At 72.6% G+C, this 19,711-nt stretch carries 13 protein-coding genes; all 13 read right to left on the bottom strand.

The window, feature by feature from the left end; translation table 11 throughout:
• Positions 1-203: 203 nt before the first annotated feature.
• On the bottom strand, positions 204-1,220 hold the full coding sequence (locus AMK13_RS05230; protein ID WP_074001353.1) for an ABC transporter ATP-binding protein: 1,017 nt from the start codon (positions 1,218-1,220) through the stop codon (positions 204-206).
• Positions 1,213-2,262: an ABC transporter ATP-binding protein gene (locus AMK13_RS05225; RefSeq protein ID WP_074001352.1), complete on the bottom strand. Its 1,050-nt coding sequence runs from the start codon at positions 2,260-2,262 to the stop codon at positions 1,213-1,215. Before AMK13_RS05225 ends, AMK13_RS05230 begins: the two co-directional genes overlap by 8 nt.
• Positions 2,263-2,282: 20 nt before the next feature.
• Positions 2,283-3,224, bottom strand: coding sequence for an ABC transporter permease (locus tag AMK13_RS05220; RefSeq protein ID WP_074001351.1), 942 nt, complete (start codon positions 3,222-3,224; stop codon positions 2,283-2,285).
• Complete coding sequence (locus AMK13_RS05215; RefSeq protein WP_074001350.1) at positions 3,217-4,143, bottom strand: ABC transporter permease; 927 nt, start codon at positions 4,141-4,143, stop codon at positions 3,217-3,219. Before AMK13_RS05215 ends, AMK13_RS05220 begins: the two co-directional genes overlap by 8 nt.
• Before the next feature lie 140 nt (positions 4,144-4,283).
• Positions 4,284-5,927 carry a peptide ABC transporter substrate-binding protein gene (locus tag AMK13_RS05210; RefSeq protein ID WP_074001349.1) on the bottom strand — a complete coding sequence of 548 codons (1,644 nt, stop codon included), beginning with the start codon at positions 5,925-5,927 and terminating at the stop codon, positions 4,284-4,286.
• A gap of 431 nt (positions 5,928-6,358) precedes the next feature.
• A complete protein-coding gene (gene typA / locus AMK13_RS05205; protein ID WP_049654883.1) occupies positions 6,359-8,263 on the bottom strand; it encodes a translational GTPase TypA in 1,905 nt (634 codons plus the stop codon).
• Between the two features lie 353 nt (positions 8,264-8,616).
• Positions 8,617-10,407: an ABC transporter family substrate-binding protein gene (locus AMK13_RS05200; RefSeq protein WP_074001348.1), complete on the bottom strand. Its 1,791-nt coding sequence runs from the start codon at positions 10,405-10,407 to the stop codon at positions 8,617-8,619.
• A gap of 93 nt (positions 10,408-10,500) precedes the next feature.
• On the bottom strand, positions 10,501-13,101 hold the full coding sequence (locus tag AMK13_RS05195) for a SpoIIE family protein phosphatase (RefSeq protein WP_375874154.1): 2,601 nt from the start codon (positions 13,099-13,101) through the stop codon (positions 10,501-10,503).
• Between the two features lie 228 nt (positions 13,102-13,329).
• Positions 13,330-16,089, bottom strand: a complete 2,760-nt coding sequence (locus AMK13_RS05190; RefSeq protein WP_079271865.1) for a SpoIIE family protein phosphatase — start codon at positions 16,087-16,089, stop codon at positions 13,330-13,332.
• Between the two features lie 139 nt (positions 16,090-16,228).
• Positions 16,229-16,717: an NUDIX domain-containing protein gene (locus AMK13_RS05185; RefSeq protein ID WP_074001347.1), complete on the bottom strand. Its 489-nt coding sequence runs from the start codon at positions 16,715-16,717 to the stop codon at positions 16,229-16,231.
• 101 nt (positions 16,718-16,818) lie between these two features.
• Positions 16,819-17,013 carry a hypothetical protein gene (locus AMK13_RS05180; protein WP_049660479.1) on the bottom strand — a complete coding sequence of 65 codons (195 nt, stop codon included), beginning with the start codon at positions 17,011-17,013 and terminating at the stop codon, positions 16,819-16,821.
• Positions 17,014-17,181: 168 nt separating this feature from the next.
• Positions 17,182-18,567 (bottom strand): DUF4190 domain-containing protein, encoded by a 1,386-nt coding sequence (locus tag AMK13_RS05175; RefSeq protein ID WP_074001346.1) that lies wholly within the window; start codon positions 18,565-18,567, stop codon positions 17,182-17,184.
• A gap of 312 nt (positions 18,568-18,879) precedes the next feature.
• The gene (locus AMK13_RS05170; protein ID WP_074001345.1) at positions 18,880-19,698 is read right to left on the bottom strand and encodes a methyltransferase domain-containing protein; all 819 of its coding nucleotides are present in this window, start codon (positions 19,696-19,698) and stop codon (positions 18,880-18,882) included.
• Between the last annotated feature and the right edge of the window lie 13 nt (positions 19,699-19,711).

Here is a 19,711-nt window from a genome sequence, read left to right as displayed (position 1 = left end):
CCCCATGAGAAGCGCGCCCCGGCGACGGCGCGCGTCAGGTGCACCCGGACGGGTGCGGTGACCCCCTGCCGAGTTGACGCGGCGCCGGATCGACGCGGCGCCGGATCGACGCGGCGCCGGATCGACGCGGCGCCGGATCGACAGAATGCGGAAAGGGCCCGCGGCGCGAACGCCACGGGCCCTTCCTGCGACTACCGGGGGGATCAGGCCGCGGCCTGCTCCCGGACCTCGGGGAAGTGGCAGGCCGACTCGTGGGCGGCCGCGCCCTCCAGCAGCGAGGGGACCGCGAGCAGCGGGACCTCCTCGGAGCACCGCTCCTCCGCCTTCCAGCAGCGGGTGCGGAAGCGGCAGCCGGACGGCGGGTTGGCCGGCGAGGGGATGTCCCCGGTGAGGATGATCCGCTCGCGGGACTCGCGCGCCGTCGGGTCCGGCACCGGCACCGCGGAGAGCAGCGCCTGGGTGTACGGGTGGGTGGCGTTCTCGTAGATCTCCTCGTCCGAGCCGATCTCGACCATCTTGCCCAGGTACATCACGCCGACGCGGTCGGAGATGTGCCGGACGATGGAGAGGTCGTGCGCGATGAACATGTAGGAGAGGCCGAACTCGCCCTGCAGCTGCTCCAGCAGGTTGATCACCTGCGCCTGGACGGACACGTCCAGCGCGGAGACCGGCTCGTCGCAGATGATGATCTCGGGCTTGAGCGCGAGGCCGCGGGCGATGCCGATGCGCTGGCGCTGGCCGCCGGAGAACTGGTGCGGGTACCGGTTGATGTACTCCGGGTTCAGACCCACGACGTCCAGCAGGTCCTGGACGGCCTTGCGGCGGTCGCCCTTGGGCGCCACCTCGGGGTGGATCTCGAACGGCTCGCCGATGATGTCGCCGACCGTCATGCGCGGGTTGAGCGAGGTGTAGGGGTCCTGGAACACCATCTGGATGTTCCGGCGGACGGCCTTCAGGGCGGCGCCCTGCAGGGTGGAGATGTCCTCGCCCTTGAACAGCACCTGGCCGGAGGTGGCCCGCTCCAGGTTCATCAGCACCTTGGCCAGCGTGGACTTGCCACAGCCGGACTCGCCGACGATCCCGAGCGTCTCGCCCTTCTTCAGCTCGAAGGAGATGCCGTCGACCGCCTTGACCGCGCCGACCTGCTTCTTGAAGAGGATGCCCTGGGTCAGCGGGTAGTGCTTGACCAGGTCCTTGACCTCCAGGATGTTCTCAGCCATGGAGGGTCTCCTTCCAGAGGTGGCACGCGCTGCGGCGGCCGGTGAGCTCCTTGCCGTCCTTGTCCGTGACGTGGTGCAGCGCCGGGATCTCGGTGCGGCACAGGTCGGTGGCGACGTCGCAGCGGGGGTTGAACGCGCAGCCGGTCGGAACCTTCAGCAGGTTCGGGGGCAGGCCCTTGATCGCGTACAGCTCCTGGCCCTTCTGGTCCAGGCGCGGGATGGAGCGGAGCAGGCCCTTGGTGTACGGGTGCGCGGGGTTCGCGTACAGCTCGTGCACCGGGGCGGTCTCCACGATCCGGCCCGCGTACATCACGGCGATCTTGTCCGCGACGTCGGCGACCACGCCGAGGTCGTGGGTGATCAGGATCAGACCCATGTTGTACTCGGCCTGCAGCTCGGCGAGCAGGTCCATCACCTGGGCCTGGACGGTCACGTCCAGGGCGGTGGTGGGCTCGTCCGCGATGATCAGGTCGGGCTGGAGCGACAGCGCCATCGCGATCATGATGCGCTGGCGCATACCGCCGGAGAACTGGTGCGGGTAGTCGTTCACCCGCTCCCGGGCGGCGGGGATGCGCACCCGGTCCATCAGCTCGATGGCCTTCTCCTTCGCCTCCTTGCGGGAGGCGCCCTGGTGCACGCGGAACATCTCGCCGAGCTGGTAGCCGACGGAGAGCACCGGGTTCAGCGCGGACAGCGCGTCCTGGAAGATCATCGCGATCTTCCGGCCGCGGATCCGGCGCCGCTCCTCGTTGCTCATCGTGAGCATGTCCTTGCCGCGGTACAGGATCTGGCCCTGGGTCACCTTGCCCGGGGGCATGTCCAGGATGCCCATGATGGTCTGCGCCGTCACGGACTTGCCGGAGCCGGACTCGCCGAGCACGGCGAGCGTCTCGCCGGCCGCGACGGAGTAGTTGACGCCGTTCACGGCCTTGGCGACACCGTCCCGGGTGTGGAACTCCACGTGGAGGTCCTTCACCTCGAGAAGAGGAGTGCCAACTTCGAGACGGTCGTTCTTCTGGTCGTTCTCGATCACGGTGGTCATCGGGGTCGTCACCTCTTCTCTCAGCGGAGCTTCGGGTCGAGGGCGTCGCGCACCGCGTCGCCGAGCATGATGAACGCGAGCACGGTAAGGCTCAGCATTCCGGCGGGGAAGAACAGGGCGAACGGAGCCGTACGGATCACCTTCTGGGCCGAGTTGATGTCGATGCCCCAGGAGATGGTCGGGTCCTGAAGACCGATGCCGAGGAAGCTCAGCGTCGCCTCGGTGGCGATGTAGCCGCCGAGCGCGATGGTCGCGACGACGATCACCGGGGCGACCGCGTTCGGCAGGATGTGCTTGAACATGATCCGCCAGGTGCCGGCGCCGAGCGCCTTGGCGGCCGTCACGAAGTCGGCCTGCTTGACCGTGATCACCGAGCCGCGCATGACACGGGTCATCTGGGTCCAGCCCAGGGCGACCAGCGCGAAGACCACGCTCCACACGGTGCGCGAGGTGAAGGCGTTCAGGACCACCAGCGAGCCGAGCAGCAGCGGGATGCCGAAGAAGATGTCGGTGACGCGGGAGATGATCGTGTCGACCCAGCCGCCGAAGTAGCCGGCCACCATGCCGGCCAGGCCGCCGAGGATGGTCACACCCAGGGTGACGCAGATGCCGACGATGATCGAGGCGCGGGCGCCGTAGACGACGCGGGCGTAGATGCTGCGGCCCTGGAGGTCGTAGCCGAACCAGTCCGCCTGGAACAGGTGGCCGTAGTTCGGCTTCGTCAGGTAGTGGTTGCGCAGGTCGCCGGCCCGCGGGTCCACCGAGGTGAACAGACCGGGGGCGATCGCGATGACGACCAGCAGCAGGATCAGCACGGCGGAGATCACGAAGATCGGCTTGCGCCGCAGGTCGTGCCACGCGTCGGAGCCGAGGCTGCGGGGCTTCTCGGGCTTGGCGGCCGCGGTGGCGGCGCGCTGCGCCGGGATGTCCCCGGCGGTCTTCTTCTCGGTCAGGTCAGGCATAACGGATCCTCGGGTCCAGGACCGCGTAAAGCAGGTCGACGAGCAGGCCGGCGGCCAGGTAGACGATCACCAGGAAGGCGACGAAGCCGGAGACCGTCGCGCCCTCCTTCATGTTGATCGCTTGGAAGAGCGCGTGGCCCACACCCTGGACGTTGAAGATGCCCTCGGTGACGATCGCCCCGCCCATCAGCGCACCGAGGTCGGTGCCGAGGAAGGTGACCACCGGGATCAGCGAGTTGCGCAGCAGGTGGGTACCGATCACCTTGCGCCGCGGCAGGCCCTTGGCCACCGCGGTGCGGACGTAGTCCGCCTTGATGTTCTCGGCGATGGAGGTACGGGTGAGGCGCGCGACGTAGGCCAGCGAGAGCGAGCCGAGCACCACGGCCGGCAGCACCAGCTGGGTGATGTCGTTGCTGTCCTGGACCGTCGGGGTGACCCACTTCAGGTTCTGCCCGAAGACCGTCTGGAAGATGAAGCCCAGCACCGGGACCGGGATCGAGATCAGCAGCAGGGTCATGACCAGGGCGCCCTTGTCGAAGAGCTTGCCACGGCGCAGACCGGCGTACAGGCCGATCCCGATGCCGAGCACGATCTCGATGAGGAACGCGAACAGCGCCAGCCGGACCGTGACCGGCAGCGCCTCGGTGATCTTGTCGATGACCGGACGCTGGTCCAGGCCGATGCCGAAGTCACCGGTGAACAGCTTCCCCATGTAGCTGAGGTACTGCTGCAGCAGCGGCTTGTCGAAGCCCTGCTGGTGCCTCAGGGCGGCAACCTGCACCGGGTCCGGCGCCTTGTCGCCCCACAACGCTGCGACCGGGTCACCGGGCAGCAAGTGCACCATGAAAAAGATGAGTGCGGTCGTTCCGAGGAACACCGGGATCATCTGGAGCAGTCGCCTTGCGACAAAGCGCCCCATCGTGCCTCCATGTATGACTCTGCCGGGCCCGTCAACCCGGCAAGAGATAAGTCGGCGTGCCAACGGCCGGTGCCAGTCCTCGCCCTTGTGGGGATGGACGGGCACCGGCCGTTGTCACCGGGTCAGGCGGTGCCGACCGATTACTTCTTCTTCTTGACCTCGACGTCGGTGTAGACCGGGTCGCCGAAGGAGTTGAACTTCACGTTCTGGACGTTCTTGGAGTAGCCGGAGCTGGTCTTGTAGTACCAGAGCGGGATGGCCGGCATGTCCTTGGCCAGAACGGCCTCGGCCTGCTGGTAGAGCTCCGCGGTCTTCTCGACCGTGGTGGCGGCGTCCGCCTCCTTCGACAGCTTGTCGAACTCCGGGCTGGAGTAGCTGCCGTCGTTGGCCGCGGCACCGGTGCCGTAGACGTCGCGCAGGAAGTTGGCGTTCAGCGGGTAGTCCTGCACCCAGCCGGTACGCATCATGCTCTGGACCTGCTTGTTGGTGACCAGGTCACGCGAGGTCTTGAAGTCCGGCTTCGGGTCACCGAGGCACTCGACGCCGACCGACTGGCGGATCGAGTTGCAGACCGCGTCCACCCACTCCTTGTGGCTGCCGTCGGAGTTGTACAGGATGGTGATCTTGCCGCCGGGAACGCCGCCGCCCTCGGTGATGAGCTGCTTGGCCTTCTCCGGGTTGAACTTGCAGGCGTCGCCGCAGGTGCCGGCCTTGTAGCCCATGACGCCGGGCGCCACGAACGAGTCGGCGGGGATGCGGTTGCCGTTCAGCACGGTCTTGGTGATGGTGTCGCGGTCGATCGCCATCGAGAGGCCCTGACGGACCTTCTCCTTGCCCTGCGCGTTCCAGTCGCCCTGGTACAGCGCGAAGGAGATGTTCTGGATGGCGCCCTGCGGCTGGTCGACCGCGCGCTTGCCCAGGTCGTCCTTGTACTTCGGCAGGTCGGTCGAGTCGACCTGGTCCAGGACGTCCAGGGTGTCGGACATCAGGTCCTTGTACGCGGCCTCACCGGCGGTGTAGTTCCGGAAGACGACGCCGCCGTTCTTCGGCTTGTCGATGCCCGTGTACTTGTCGTAGGCGGCCAGCGTGATGGCCTTGTTGTGCTCCCACGAGACGAACTTGTAGGGGCCGTTGCCGACCGGCTTCTGGCCGTAGCCGGCCGGGTCGGTGAAGAAGCCCTCGGGCAGCGGGAAGAAGGCCGAGTAGCCGAGCTTGTACGTGAAGTACGAGACCGGGGTGGACAGTTCGATCGTGAAGTGGGTGTCGTCGACGACCTTCAGACCGGACATCTCGGTGGCCGTCGGGTCACCCTTGTCCTTGTCCGGGTGGACCGCGTCGTAGCCGACGATGTCGGAGAACCAGTCCGAGTTGATCTGGTTGTTCTTCGGGTTGGCCGACCAGTTCCAGGAGCTCACGAAGGACTTGGCGGTGACCGGGGTGCCGTCGTGGAAGGTCCAACCGGACTTCAGCGTGACGGTGTAGTTCTTGGCGTCGGTGGTCTCGATCTTGTCGGCCACCTGGTTGCGCAGCGCACCGGTCGCGGGGTCGTAGTCGACGAGGCCCTTGAAGAGCTGCTTGACGATACGGCCGCCCTGGTTCTCCATGGCGTTGGCCGGCTGGAGCGGGCGCTGCGGCTCCGCGCTCTGGTAGCTGAAGCTGGCGCCCGGGTCGACCGCAGCGCTGTCGGAGCTGCCCCCGGAGGAGTCGCTGCTGCTGCACGCAGTCGCAGCGAGGGCGACAGCAACAGCTGCGACAACCCACTTGGCCTGGCTCGCACCGCGCATCGGTGTGCCTCCTGAATTCGACGTTGCAACGAGGAGGGCACTGCGGAACGGTTCCCACCGGACCCGCTGTGCCGTCCGCGCTCGTGGTTTCGGCGCGCACCCCTGCGCGTTCACCCTTGACCCGAGCCTGACTGCACCCACTATCCGTCACGCACGGACACGAAAGTGACCAGTGACGATCTCAATTAGGTCACATGAACAGTCGGTAAGTTTCGAAAACCGGACATTTGAGACATAGCCAGACAGGCACCAAACGGACAGTCGTCACGGATGACGAACTGTCACGTCCGCTCAGCGGACACCTGGGTGTGATGAGCGCTATTCCGTGAATAGCGGCCCCGACAACTTGGAGTAGTTGAAAAAGTTCGCCCCCCTCTCCATGGGAAAGGGGGGCGAATCATTCCGGCCAATGGCCGTTCAGTGCGTCCGGATCACGCCTTCTTGGCGCGCGAGGCGGTGCGACCGCGGTCCTTCTGGTCGAGGACGACCTTACGGATGCGAACCGTCTCCGGGGTCACCTCGATGCACTCGTCCTCGCGGCAGAACTCCAGCGACTGCTCCAGCGAGAGCTTGCGCGGCGGGACGATCGACTCGGCCACGTCGGCGTTCGCCGAGCGCATGTTGGTGAGCTTCTTCTCCTTGGTGATGTTCACGTCCATGTCGTCGGCACGCGAGTTCTCACCGACGATCATGCCCTCGTACACCTCGGTGCCCGGCTCGCAGAAGAGCACGCCGCGCTCCTGCAGGTTGGTCATCGCGAAGGCGGTGACCACACCGGCCCGGTCGGCGACCAGCGAACCGTTGTTGCGGGTGGTCAGGTTGCCGAACCACGGCTCGTGACCCTCGTGGATCGAGTGCGCGATGCCGGTGCCGCGGGTGTTGGTGAGGAACTCGGTACGGAAGCCGATCAGGCCGCGGGACGGCACGACGAACTCCATCCGGACCCAGCCCGAGCCGTGGTTGGACATGTTGTCCATCCGGCCCTTGCGGATGCCCATGAGCTGGGTGACGGCACCCATGTGCTCCTCGGGCACGTCCACCGTGAGGCGCTCGACGGGCTCGTGGGTCTTGCCGTTGACCTGCTTGGTGACCACCTGCGGCTTGCCGACGGTCAGCTCGAAGCCCTCGCGGCGCATGGTCTCGATCAGGATGGCCAGCGCCAGCTCACCGCGGCCCTGCACCTCCCAGGCGTCCGGACGCTCGGTGTCGAGCACGCGCAGCGAGACGTTACCGATCAGCTCGCGGTCCAGGCGGTCCTTCACCTGGCGGGCGGTGACCTTGCGGTCCACCTTGACGCCGGCCTTGGCGTCCGCGCCCTTGCCGCTGCCGCCACGGCCGACCAGCGGCGAGGTGTTGGTGCCGATGGTCATCGAGATGGCCGGCTCGTCCACCGTGATCAGCGGCAGCGCGATCGGGTTCTCCGGGTCGGCCAGGGTCTCGCCGATCATGATCTCGCCGATGCCGGCGACGGCGCAGATGTCACCGGGGCCGGCCACCTCGGCCGGCTTGCGGGTGAGCGCCTCGGTCATCAGCAGCTCGGAGATGCGGACGTTCTGGATCGAGCCGTCACGCTTGATCCAGGCCACGGTCTGGCCCTTGCGCAGCTCGCCCTGCTCGACGCGGAGCAGCGCGATGCGGCCGAGGAAGTTGTCGGCGTCCAGGTTGGTGACGTGGGCCTGGAGCGGGGCGTCCTCGTCGTAGCTGGGGGCCGGGACGTGCTCCAGCAGGGTGGAGAAGAAGGGCTCCAGGCTGGTGCTGTCGGCCGGGACGGTGCCGTTCTCCGGCTTGGTCAGCGAGGCGACGCCGTCACGGGCGCAGGCGTAGACGATCGGGAACTCGATCTGGTCCTCGTCCGCGTCCAGGTCCAGGAACAGGTCGTAGGTCTCGTTGATGACCTCGTCGATCCGGGAGTCCGGACGGTCGGTCTTGTTGATGCAGAGGATGACGGGCAGGCGGGCGGTGAGCGCCTTGCGGAGCACGAACCGGGTCTGCGGCAGCGGGCCTTCGGAGGCGTCGACCAGGAGGACGACCGCGTCCACCATCGACAGACCGCGCTCGACCTCGCCACCGAAGTCGGCGTGGCCCGGGGTGTCGATGATGTTGATGGTGATCGGCGCGCCACCATCCTTGGGGTGGTACTTGACCGCGGTGTTCTTCGCGAGAATGGTGATGCCCTTCTCGCGCTCCAGGTCGTTGGAGTCCATCATCCGGTCATCGAGCTGCTGGTGGGCTGCGAAGGCGCCGGCCTGCTTGAGCATGGCGTCGACCAGCGTGGTCTTGCCGTGGTCGACGTGGGCGACGATGGCGACGTTACGGATGTCGTTGCGCGTGGGCATGCCTAGCGGATTCTCCCGGAATCGTGGGTTACGGCGCCCGGCCGCGAGACGCGCACTTGCGGCCCTTTCGGCCGCTGCCACCCGTTCCGCCTGCTACTACCGGTCCACCCGCCGGGCATATCGACATGCCTCGGCTTCCTCCTATCGTACGGGGAAGCGCCCAGGTGAGCAGAAACGAGCAGGTCGCAGGGGATCAAGATCACAGGCGGATCACACGGCGCCCACCCGGCGACCGGGCTCCGGCCCCCTTCCGTTCGTGCCCCGACGGCCCGGCCGACGCAACGAGCGGACGCCCCCGGAGCGGTCTCCGGGAGGCGTCCGCCGACGCCGTGCGCCGCCCCGCCGGGGAAGCCCTACCCGCCCCAGCCCACGTCCTGGAAGCGCGGCCACCCGAAGCCGTACGCGCCCGCGCCGACCACCCCGGTCCGGACCCCGACCAGCTCCGGCCGCTGGTAGAGCGGCACCGAGTGCCCGAGCTGCCAGATCCGTACGTCCGCCTCCTGGAGCAGGACGAGCCGGGCCGCCGGGTCCGGTTCGGCGGCCGCCCGATCGAACAGCCGGTCGATCTCCTCGGTGCCGCCGCGGCCGAAGTTGCCGCCCGGGTCCGGCACGCCGTCGGGGTCCGGCCGGGGCTTGGCGTAGGCGGGGCGCTGTTCGCTCGCCGGGCTGGGGCCGACCGGCCGGGAGAAGAGCGCGAGGTCGTAGTCCCCGGCCGCCAGGTGCTCCCCGACGAAGGACTCGGCGGGCACGGGCACCTGCCGCACCGCGATCCCGGCGTCCCCGAGGCCGGCGGTGAGCGCGTCGGCGGTGCGCTTGGCGGTCGCCGAACCGGCCGGGAGCAGCAGCGAGAGGGAGAGCGGCTTGCCGCCCCTGCTCCGGACGCCCCCGCCGGTGGGCCGCATCCAGCCCGCCTCGTCCAGCAGCAGGCCCGGGTCCGCCTGGTCGACCGCGCCGCTGTTGTCCCGGTAGCCCTCCTGGTCGCCGGCGAGCAGGTGGCTGCCGAGCGGCGCGGCGGGCAGGCCGAGCGGGGTGAGCGCGGCGGCGGCGATCCGCTGCCGGTCGACGGCCCGGGTGAGGGCTCGGCGCACCAGCGGGTCGGTCAGCGGGGCGCGCTCGGCGTTGAGGGTGAGCTGGGTGAGCGAGGCCGCGGCGGCCCGGTGCACGGTGACGCCTGGCAGTGACTCGGCCCGCCGCAGTGCCAGCGCCGCCGACTCGGGCGCGGCCTCGGGCGGCGGCGCGACGGAGGGTGAGGCGGAGGCGGGAGCGGTGGAGGCATCGGCGGCCGGGGCGGGCACCGCCCGGTCCACCGCCGCGGTGAGCGGGGCGACGTCCAGCCGGTCCTGGTCCAGCGCGTCCAGCCGCTGCTCGGGCGGCGAGGCGAGGAAGTCGATCCGGTCGGCCTTCGCCGGCTCGCCCCACCAGAGCGGGTTGCGCACCACGGTGACCGTCCCGCCCTCGGCGTCGTACCGGGAGAGGGTGTACGGCCCGGCGCTCGGCCGGTCGAAGTCGGCCGGGGTGGCCGTCTCGGCGGCCGGGTAGAGCGGCCCGAACAGCGAGCGCCACTCCGCGTACGGCCGCCGGAAGGTCACCCGCACCTCGTGCGGGTCGGCGCCCGGGGCGACCGACTCGACGGCGTCGTACCCGGCCGCCCGCCCGCCCCGGTACGCGGGGTCCAGGCCGGACAGCGCGGTCCGCTGGGCGTCGAGGTCGGCGGCCGAGACCGGGGTGCCGTCGCTCCAGACGGCGCGCGGGTTCAGCCGGTACGTCACCACCTGCGGCGACTGCCCGGGCGGGGTGGACTCGGCGCCCTCCAGGTAGTCCGGGTCGGGGGCGAGCCGGCCGTGCTCGTCGGGCCGGAACAGCGAGGGGTACAGCGCGTGGGCGAGCAGCGCCGAGTCGGCGGTCGCCGCGCCCTGGTAGACGTTCAGCGTGGCCGGGACGCGGTCGAGGGCCCAGCGCAGCGTGCCGCCGTCCCGGACGGCGGCGCGGTCGACCGGCCCGACGTCCCCGGTGGTGGCGGTGGGCTCGGCCGGGGCGGGTACGGCGGCGGGGGTGCGGGCGGGGCCCGGGTCGTCGGAGCAGCCGCCGAGACCGGCGGCGAGCAGCAGCGCGGCGGCTGCGGCGGTGAGCTGGCGGACGCGCATGGCGGCCATCGAACGCCGCCCCGGGCACCCGGCCCGTGCCGACACGGCGGGCGGCCGGGCGACTGCACCCGTCCGGCCCACCGCTCCGGGCCGTTACAGCCCGAGCTCGAACCAGACGATCTTGCCCTTGGGCGTGCGCCGGCTGCCCCAGCGCTCGGCCAGCAGGCTGACCAGCTGCAGGCCGCGCCCGCCCTCGTCGGTCTCCTGCGCGCGCCGCTGCCGGGGCTGCGCGTAGCCGTCGTCCCAGACCTCGCAGACCAGGCCGCGCTCGCGCAGCAGCCGCAGCCGGATCTCGCCCCGCCCGTGCTTGAGCGCGTTGGTGACCAGCTCGCTGACCAGCAGCTCGGTGGTGTCGACCAGCTCGTCCAGCCCCCGGGCGAGCAGCCAGCTGCACGCCAGCTCGCGGGCCTTGGCCACCGAGGTGGGCTCGGGCGGCAGGAACCAGTTGCCGACGGCGTCCTCGGGGAAGGCGTGCACCTTGGCCATCAGCAGGGCGATGTCGTCCTCGCCGTGGTGCGGGTTGAGCTCGCCGAGCACGTGGTCGCAGAGGTCCTCCAGCCCCTTGCCCCCGTCGGAGAGCGCGGAGCGGAAGGCCCGCAGGCCCTCGTCCAGCTGGTGCTTGCGGCTCTCCACCAGGCCGTCGGTGTAGAGCGCGAGCACGGCTCCGTCCGGGAGGGTCAGCTCGACCTCCTCGAAGGGCTCGCCGCCGACGCCGAGCGGCAGACCGGGCGGCACGTCGAGCATCCGGGAGCTCTCGCCGGGGCTGAGCAGGACGGGCGGCAGGTGGCCGGCGTTGGCGAAGACGCAGCGGCGGGTGACGGCGTCGTAGACCGCGTAGACGCAGGTCGCCAGGTAGACCTCGCGGGCCTCCTCGTCGGCCGTCGAGGTGAGCCGCCCGTACGGGGTGGGCGGGCCGGCCGGCACCGAGTCGTCGCCGAGGCCGCGGGCGATCTCGTCCAGGGCGCCGAGCACCTCGGCGGGGTCGAGGTCGAGCATCGCCAGGGTTCGGACGGCGGTGCGCAGCTGGCCCATCGCGACGGCGGCGCGCAGTCCGCGGCCCATCACGTCGCCGATGACCAGCGCGGTGCGGTTGCCGGGCAGCGGGATGACGTCGAACCAGTCGCCGCCGACCTCGGTGTTGTTGTTGCTGGGCAGGTAGCGGCAGGCGATCTCCAGGCCGCTGGCGGCCGGGTTGCCCGGGGGCAGCAGGCTGCGCTGGAGGATCAGCGCCCGCTCGTGCTCGCGCCGGTAGAGCCGGGCGTTGTCGATGCAGACGGCGGCGCGGGCGACCAGTTCCTCGGCGATCGCGACGTCGCGGGCGTCGAAGGGCTCGCTGCCGATCGCCCGGGAGAGCTGGACGAGGCCGAGCACCTGGTCGCGGGCGACCAGCGGGACGATCAGGGTGGAGCGCAGCAGCGGGTCGCGCCCGGGCTCGGGGACGACGCTGCGGCCGGTGCGCAGCGCCCGGGCGTGCGGGGAGCGGCGCGGGTAGCAGAGGGTGCCGCCGGCCTCGGCGATCGGCAGGCCGGTGACCGAGCCGAGCACCGAGGAGGCGCCGCCGACCACGCTGGAGACGGCGACCCGGCGCAGTTCGCCGCTGCCGTCGGTGAGCACGGTGTCGCCGAGCCGGCCGGCGCTGGGCACGGTCTCGCCGGAGAGCAGCGCGGTGTAGAGGTCGACGGTCGCGAGGTCGCAGAACGGCGGGACGACGACGTCCAGCAGTTCCTTGGCGGTGGTCTCCAGGTCGAGCGTGGAGCCGATGTGCGCGCTGGCCTCGTTGAGCAGGGCCAGGTTGCGGCGCACCCCGTCGGCCTCGCGCTCGGCGACGTGCCGGCTGGTGACGTCGGAGACCTGCCCGGCCACGCCCATGGTCTGCCCGGCGGAGCCGTTCAGGCGGTACAGCGAGACGGCCCAGAGCCGGTTGCCCTCGCGGGTCGGGACGGCGCCGTGGAAGCGCAGGTCGAAGACGGGCTCGCCGGTGGCCACGACCTTGCGCAGGGCGGCGGTGAGCCGGTCCGCCTCGGACGGCGGGAAGAGGTCGTGCGGGGTGAGGCCCTCCAGGTCGGTGGGGACCAGTCCCATCCCGGAGGCGAAGGCGTCGTTGACCCGCTGCAGCCGCAGCCGGTCGTCGAACAGCACGAAGCCGGTGGGCGTCTGCCCGAAGACGGCCTCGGAGGCGGCCAGGTCGGTCTCGATCCGGCGCAGCCGCCCGAGGTCGACGGCCAGGCAGGTGGCGCCCGCGGTGGGCAGGGCGCTGTCGGGCATCAGGTAGAGCTCTGCGAGGCCCTCGCCGCCGTCGGCGTCCCGGTACGGGGTGGTGCCGACCCACTCCTCGCCCGCCAGGGTGCGCTCCAGCCGGGCCCGGCCGCGCTGCCAGAGCTCGCGGGGGACGAAGGTGGTGACCGGGTCGGCGCCGACGGCCTCGGCGGCCGGGATGCCGAAGAACTCGGCGGCGCGCTCGCTCCACTGGCTGATCCGCCCGTCGGGGCCGATCGCGAAGGTGGCGACCCGGATGTAGTCGTAGATCGAGCCGGGGTCGCCGGCGCCCCAGGCGCGGTCCTCGGCGACGGGGTGGTGGCCGCGCCCGGCGACCGCGCCGTCCGGTACGGACAGGTGCGCGGAACCGGCCTGCCCGGGTACAGCGGCATGACCGCTGCTGCTCGGCGACACGCTCCGCGCCGGAGTGCTGTTCAACGGACCGACCCCTCCAACCCGCGACCGTCCGGATGTCGAGAAGACCGAGTATTCATCATCGAGGGGTACGTTCACACGCCCTCAACATCACAACATCAGATCGGGCGAAGGTTTTTGTCCTACCGCCCGCGCAACCACAATGCCACGCTCGCGCCCCCTTCCGGAGCGCGCGCTCCCCCTGAGCGCCCGATGGCATATGCGACCCCGCTCCCCTGCTGTTCGTTCCGCTCACGATCCATCGGGCTCACTACCCGGCAGCGCCTGCTCGAACCAGACCACCTTGCCGATGCCCTCGGCCCGGGCGCCCCAGCGCAGTGCCAGCCGGTGGACCAGCTCCAGACCGCGCCCGCCCTCGTCGGCCTCGGCCGCGTGCCGCTCCCGGGGCGGGTCGGGCAGCGGGTCGGAGATCTCGACCAGCAGCGTCTCACCGAGCGTCAGCCGCACCCCGATGGGGGCGCTGGCGTACCGGACGGCGTTCGTGACCAGCTCGCTGACCAGCAGCTCGGCGGTGTCGGTGAGCTCCTCGACGCCCCACTCGACGAGGGTGGCGCGGACCAGCCGGCGGGCCCGGGAGACGGCGGTGGGCTCGGCCGGCAGGGTCCAGCCCGCCGTCGGGGTGCCGGCCTGGCCGTGGCCGAGCCGGGCCAGCAGCAGCGCGACGTCGTCCGGCTCCCGGCCCTGCTCCATGGTGTCCAGCACCGCCTCGCAGGCGGCCTGGATGGAGGCGTGCGGCCCCTGGAGCACGGTGACCAGCCGGCCGAGGCCGACGTCCAGGTCCTTGTCCCGGGACTCGACCAGGCCGTCGGTGCACAGCGCCAGCAGGCTGCCCTCGGGGATCTTCAGTTCGACCGACTCGAACGGGACTCCGCCCACCCCGAGCGGGGCGCCGGAGGGCAGGTCGAGGATGCGGCCGGCGCCGCCGCGCAGCGGGCCGCCGGTGCGGGTCGGCTCCGCGGCGTCCTCGCCCGGCACCACCAGCACCGGCGGGATGTGCCCGGCCTTGGCGACGGTGAGCCGGGCCGTCGCCGGGTCGAAGACCGCGTAGACGCAGGTGGCCAGCAGCGCCTCGTCCGGGCCCTGGGCGAGGTCGTCGGCCAGCTCGTGGACGTGCCGCAGCAGGACGTCCGGCGGCAGGTCGAGGGCGGCCAGCACCCGGACGGCGGTGCGCAGCCGTCCCATCGTGGCGGCGGCCCGCAGGCCGTGGCCCATCACGTCGCCGACCACCAGCGCGGTGCGGTCGCCGGGCAGCGGGATGACGTCGAACCAGTCGCCGCCGACCTCGGTGCCGCTGCTGCCGGGCACGTACCGGTAGGCGACCTCGACGCCGGTGGGCTGCGGGACCTGCTGCGGGAGCAGGGTGCGCTGGAGGGTGAGCGCGGCGGTGCGCTCGCGGGCGTAGAGGCGGGCGTTGTCCAGCGAGCTGCCGGCCCGGTCGGCCAGTTCGACGGTGAAGGCCAGGTCGTCCCGGTCGAAGCCCTCGCGGTAGCCGGCCCGGCTGACCAGCAGCAGGCCGATCACGATGCCGCGGGCGCGCAGCGGCACGACCAGCATCGAGTGCACGCCCAGGTCCCGGGCGGCCTGCATCTTCGGGTCTCCGGGGTAGGTGACGTCGTCCAGTTGGTCGGCGCCGGACAGCAGCTCGGGCACGCCGGTGCGCAGCACCCGGCCGCAGACCGACTCCTCGGCGAAGGTGATCCGGGCGCCGCGGCGCAGCATCACGTCCACCTCGGGGCCGTCCTGGACGGAGGCGGTGCCGAGCTGGAGCAGCGAGGTGCGCCGGTCGTGGCCGTGCCGGGGCAGGTCGTCACCGTGCGCGACGGCCTGGAGCAGGACCACCGCCGAGTGGTCGGTCAGCCGGGGGACGACCGAGCCGGCCAGCTCCTGGGCGATCCGGGAGGCGTCCAGCAGGTCGCCGACCCGGGAGCCGAACTCGTTGAGCAGCGAGAGCCGGCGCCGGGCGTGCTCGACCTTGGCGACCGCCCGGTAGCGCTCGGTCACGTCCATCACGGTGCCGGAGATGCCGAGCACCCGGCCGGAGCGGTCCGTCATCCGGCTGTAGGAGATCGAGCGGTAGCCGGCCCGGGTGGTGACCGGGGAGGCCAGGGTGACGTCGATGACCGGCTCGCCGGTGGCCAGCACCTGGCGCTGGATGGCGGTGATCTCGTCGGCGGCCCGCTCCGGCAGGGTCTCGCCGGTGGTGCGGCCGACGTGGTCGTCCGGGGCGACGCCGTTCATCTCGGCGAGGGTCCGGTTGACGGCCGTGTAGCGCAGGCCGGTATCCATGATGGCGATGCCCAGCGGGGACTGCTCGAACAGCGCGTCGCGCACCGCGAGGTCCCGTTCGACGGCCTGGACGGCGGCCGCCTCGGCCATGTTGACCTGGAGGAACGGGGTGCCGTCGCCGTCCACCAGGAGGGAGATCCGGGCGTCCACGGCGACCGGGGCGCCGTCCCGGTCGCGCAGCTCGGCGTAGCCGGCCCAGCGGCCGTGCCGCAGGGTGTCCTGGATCGCGCCCCGGATCCGGGCGACCTGCTCCCGGTCGGGGATCAGCTCCTCGATCCGGCGGCCGACCAGCAGCTCGTTCGGCCAGCCGAGCAGCTCCTCGGCGGCGGGGCTCCAGAGCACCACCCGGCCCGCGGTGTCCAGGATCGCGATGGCGACCTTGAGCATGTCCAGCAGGCTGCCGCCGGCGGGCGTGCCGGGGGTGCCCGTGGCATCGGCCGGACCGCCTGGGAACGGCCGGGCGGGGCGTCCGCGCAGGCCGCCCCGGGTGCCCGGCTCGGCCACCGCCAGGGTCGGCGCCGGCTGGTCGGGCCGTACGGTGTCGGGCCGCGCGGTGTCGGGGGCCTCGACGGTGCCCCGGCGGCGGGCGGCCGGCGACTGGGGGGCGGCCGGACGGGCGGCGCGGCGCAGTCGGGCGCGGGCGGCGGCGCTCCCCGCGGAGCCTGCCCGCCGCTCTCCCCCGCCGCCGTTCCCGGTACTCGACACCGACGGGGCCTCCGGCTCTGGTCGGGATCGGCGTCGCCGGCTGGGGACGGCTCACCGATGGTGACGAATAGTGCCGAAAAGTGACATACCCAGCAGCATCCAGGCTATCCCGGCCCCCGGGTCGTCTTGTCCGATTGACCTACCCGGCGGACTGCGCGTCGCCCACCGCCGACGCGCTGTCGGCGGCGCCCGCCGGGGCGCCCGCGAGCAGCCGGGCGACGTGCGGCAGCACGTCACGGTCGTGGTCGATCCAGTCCACGGCGTCCAGCTCGTCCGGGCCCAGCCAGCGCAGCGCGTCGTGGTCCTGCAGTGCGCGCGGCTCGCCGGACAGCAATTCGGCGGCCCAGAAGCGCAGCTCCAGGCCGGGGCGCACGGCCCACGCGCCCGGCAGCCGGACCAGCGCACGCGCCCGGACGCCGAGCTCCTCCAGCAGCTCCCGCTCCAGCGCCTGCGCCTCGGTCTCCCCCGGCTCGGCCTTCCCGCCGGGGAACTCCCACCGGCCGGCCACCGCCTCGGGCGCGCTGCGCCGGGCGGCGAGCACCCGGCCGCGGTGGACCAGCGCACCGCCGACCACGATCCGGGGCGGAGCGGCGGGGGCGTCGGGGGCGGGGTCGTGGGTCGCGTCCATGGGCCCGACCCTACGGTCTGCGGTCGGGCCCGGGCGTTCGCGGAGGGCTCGGGCGCTACGGAGGGCTCAGGCGTCGCGGAGGGCTCGGGGCCGCGGAGGGCTCAGGCGTTGCGGACCGTCCCGTCCGCCGGTTCGGGCCGGGCCGCCTCCCCGTCCTCCTCGACCCAGTACAGCTGCTTGTGGCCGCGGGCCTCGAACTCGGCGGCCAGCCGCCGGGCCTCCGCCCGGTCGAGGTCCTTGGCGACCAGGAAGCGGTTGCCGTTGTCGTCCTGCCGCATCACCCGGTGGGTACCCATGGCCGGAGGGTACCGGGGGCTCCCGCGGGCCGGCCCGCCCCGGGGCGGACGGGCTGGTCCCCGGCTCGCGTGGGGGTCGGGCCGGGGACGTGCCCACGACCGTACGGCCGGCGGGTTACCGGCAGGTACGGGCCCGGTCAACGGCCGGTAACCGCGCCTCCGGACGGCTCAGACCCGCAGGTCGGGCGCCTGCTCCCCGGTCGACAGGTCCAGCCCGCGGCGGATCTCCAGGGCCGTCGGCGTCGTCCTGGCCTCCAGCGCCCTGGCCTTGCGGAGGTCGCCCGCCAGGTCGGTGCCGGAGGCCGCGGCGTCCCATGCGGCGGCCGCCTGCGACTTGGCCTCGGCCAGCTTGGCGATCCTCGGCTGGACGTCGGCCGGCCAGGCCACCCCCGTCCTGGCCAGCACCGCCGCCTGGGTCCGGGAGGCGGAGGCCACCCGGCGCGCCCAGGCCCGGTAGTCGGCCTCGGCCTCGGCGACCTCCCGCTCCGGCTGGTCCAGGTAGTCGTCGTTGAAGGTCCGGGCGGCCTCCAGGTAGGCCAGCTGGGGCGCGGTCAGGCGGCTGCGGTCGGTGCGGACGGTGCCCCGGTGCCGGTCCTCGCGGTCCTCGTAGGCGCAGGTCACGTACCGCGAGCCGGACGCCCAGTTCTTCTCGGTCGGGTAGAGGTAGACGTCCTCCATGCCGTCGGGGACGGCCCACTGGTCGAGCGCGTAGCCGCTCAGCACCTGGCGGCACAGCCGGCCGGCCGACTCGCGGGCCGCGCGCTCGCCCGGGTAGGCGCCGGCGCCGAGCAGGAGGTCGGCGGTGCCCGCCACCTCGCCGTGGTGCGGCTCGGTGCAGGCCACCCGGTGCACCCAGTACACCGTCTCGTCGCCGCCCCCGTCCGCCGTCGACCCGCCCTGGGGGGAGTCGTAGCAGTCGCCGGCCTTGAGGTCGGACCAGTGCACCGAACCGGCCGGCGCCTTTGGGGGCAGGCCGGAGCGGCCGGCCCGCGCCGAGCTGAAATCGGCCGCGCCGAGCAGCAGGGCCATCAGCACCGTGCCGATCGTGCCGAGCACCAGGCCGGTCACCGCCATGCCGGAGCCGCGCTCCTTGCGGCGGTTGATCTGGACCAGCGCGAGGACGCCGAACACCAGGGCCACCGGGGCCACCAGGAGCAGGCCGGTGACCAGGGAGCCGACGGCGAAGCCGTTGGTGGGGGCGGGGCCGGGCACGAACCCGGGGCCGACGAACCCGGGGCCGGGCGCGCCGGCCGGGCCCTGGCCGGGGGCCGGGGCGTACGGGTGGCCGGGCTGGAAGCCGGACTGGGCGGCGGGGGTGACGGAGGCCCAGCCGCCGGCGGGCAGCGGGTGCGGCGGCTGGGGCGGGGCGGCCGACGGCGGGACGGCCTGCGGGGCCGGGGCCGGGGCGGCGGACGGGCCGGCAGAGAGGTCGGGGGCGGCCCAGGGGTCTGCGGGGGCGGTGGGGGCCACCGGCTCGGCGGCGCTCGCGGGTTCGGCCGGGCTCGTGGGCTCGACCGGCCCCGCCGGCTCGGCGGCGGCCTTGCGGAAGTCCACCCGGGGGTCCTGACCGGCCGTCGGTGCCTCCGTCGCGTCCGTACCCCCCGCGCCAGCATCCGCGCCCGTACCCGCGTCGGTTCCCGTGGCCGCGGACGGCTCCGGCCCCGGGACGGGCGGCTCGGACTCAGGCTTGGACACGTGGACTCCCCCAACCCACCGGGGCGGGCATCGGCTCGGCGCTCGGCACCATGGCTCCGCGCCACGGCTCGGACCCGAACGGACCCTCACGGGCCCGATCTGAACGGTCGCGCGACTTTACCCGATCTTTCCGAACACCTGCCCGACCTTTCCGGGCCGCCCTCCACCGGCTCAGCCGCGGGCCAGGATCTCCCCGTGCAGCATCGAGAACCAGCCGTCCCCGGCGGCGCTCCACTCCCGCCAGCCGTCCGCGATCCGCTCCGGCTCGTCCGGCTCCGCGAAGCCCAGCCCGACCGCCGTCCGGCCCAGCGCGGTGCCCGTCACCCGGTCCGCCCACATCCCGCCCCACCAGGCGCGCTGCTCGGGCGTCGCGAACGTCCAGGTGGAGGAGCTCGCGGTGATCTCGGTGAAGCCGGCGGCGCGGGCCCAGGACAGCAGCCGCCGGCCGGCGTCCGGCTCGCCGCCGTTGGCGCGGGCGGTCCGCCGGTACAGCTCCAGCCACCGGTCCAGCGCGGGCGCCTCCGGGAACCAGGTCATGGAGGCGTAGTCGACATCGCGGACCGCGACCACGCCGCCCGGCGCCGTCACCCTCCGCAGCTCGCGCAGCGCGGCCACCGGGTCGGCCACGTGCTGGAGCACCTGGTGGGCGTGCACCACGTCGAACTCGCCGTCCCGGTACGGCAGCCGGTGCACGTCGGCGCACTCGAAGGCGACGTTGGACAGCCCCCGCCCGGCGACGTGTCCGGCGGCCTGCTCCAGCACCTCGGCGGAGGCGTCCACCGCGACCACCCGCCCCTGCGGGCCGACCAGCGCGGCCAGGTCCGCGGTGATCGTGCCGGGACCGCAGCCGACGTCCAACAGGGCCTGGCCGGGCCGCAGTTCGGGCAGCAGGTAGCCGGCCGAGTCGGCGGCGGTGCGGGAGCGGTGCGAGCGCAGCACGGCCTCCTGGTGGCCGTGGGTGTAGACGGCGGCGGGCTGCGGTCCGGTCATGAGGTCCCCCCTG

Origin of the sequence: Streptomyces sp. CB02056, from assembly GCF_001905545.1 — a bacterium.
Taxonomy (GTDB): Bacteria; Actinomycetota; Actinomycetes; order Streptomycetales; family Streptomycetaceae; genus Kitasatospora.
This window is presented reverse-complemented; position numbering and strand designations above follow the sequence as displayed.

Coding starts and splice junctions, on each gene's coding strand:
- AMK13_RS05230 (WP_074001353.1), bottom strand. CDS start 1,220: ATGGCTGAGAACATCCTGGAGGTCAAGGACCTGGTCAAGCACTACCCG.
- AMK13_RS05225 (WP_074001352.1), bottom strand. CDS start 2,262: ATGACCACCGTGATCGAGAACGACCAGAAGAACGACCGTCTCGAAGTT.
- AMK13_RS05220 (WP_074001351.1), bottom strand. CDS start 3,224: ATGCCTGACCTGACCGAGAAGAAGACCGCCGGGGACATCCCGGCGCAG.
- AMK13_RS05215 (WP_074001350.1), bottom strand. CDS start 4,143: ATGGGGCGCTTTGTCGCAAGGCGACTGCTCCAGATGATCCCGGTGTTC.
- AMK13_RS05210 (WP_074001349.1), bottom strand. CDS start 5,927: ATGCGCGGTGCGAGCCAGGCCAAGTGGGTTGTCGCAGCTGTTGCTGTC.
- typA (WP_049654883.1), bottom strand. CDS start 8,263: ATGCCCACGCGCAACGACATCCGTAACGTCGCCATCGTCGCCCACGTC.
- AMK13_RS05200 (WP_074001348.1), bottom strand. CDS start 10,407: ATGCGCGTCCGCCAGCTCACCGCCGCAGCCGCCGCGCTGCTGCTCGCC.
- AMK13_RS05185 (WP_074001347.1), bottom strand. CDS start 16,717: ATGGACGCGACCCACGACCCCGCCCCCGACGCCCCCGCCGCTCCGCCC.
- AMK13_RS05180 (WP_049660479.1), bottom strand. CDS start 17,013: ATGGGTACCCACCGGGTGATGCGGCAGGACGACAACGGCAACCGCTTC.
- AMK13_RS05170 (WP_074001345.1), bottom strand. CDS start 19,698: ATGACCGGACCGCAGCCCGCCGCCGTCTACACCCACGGCCACCAGGAG.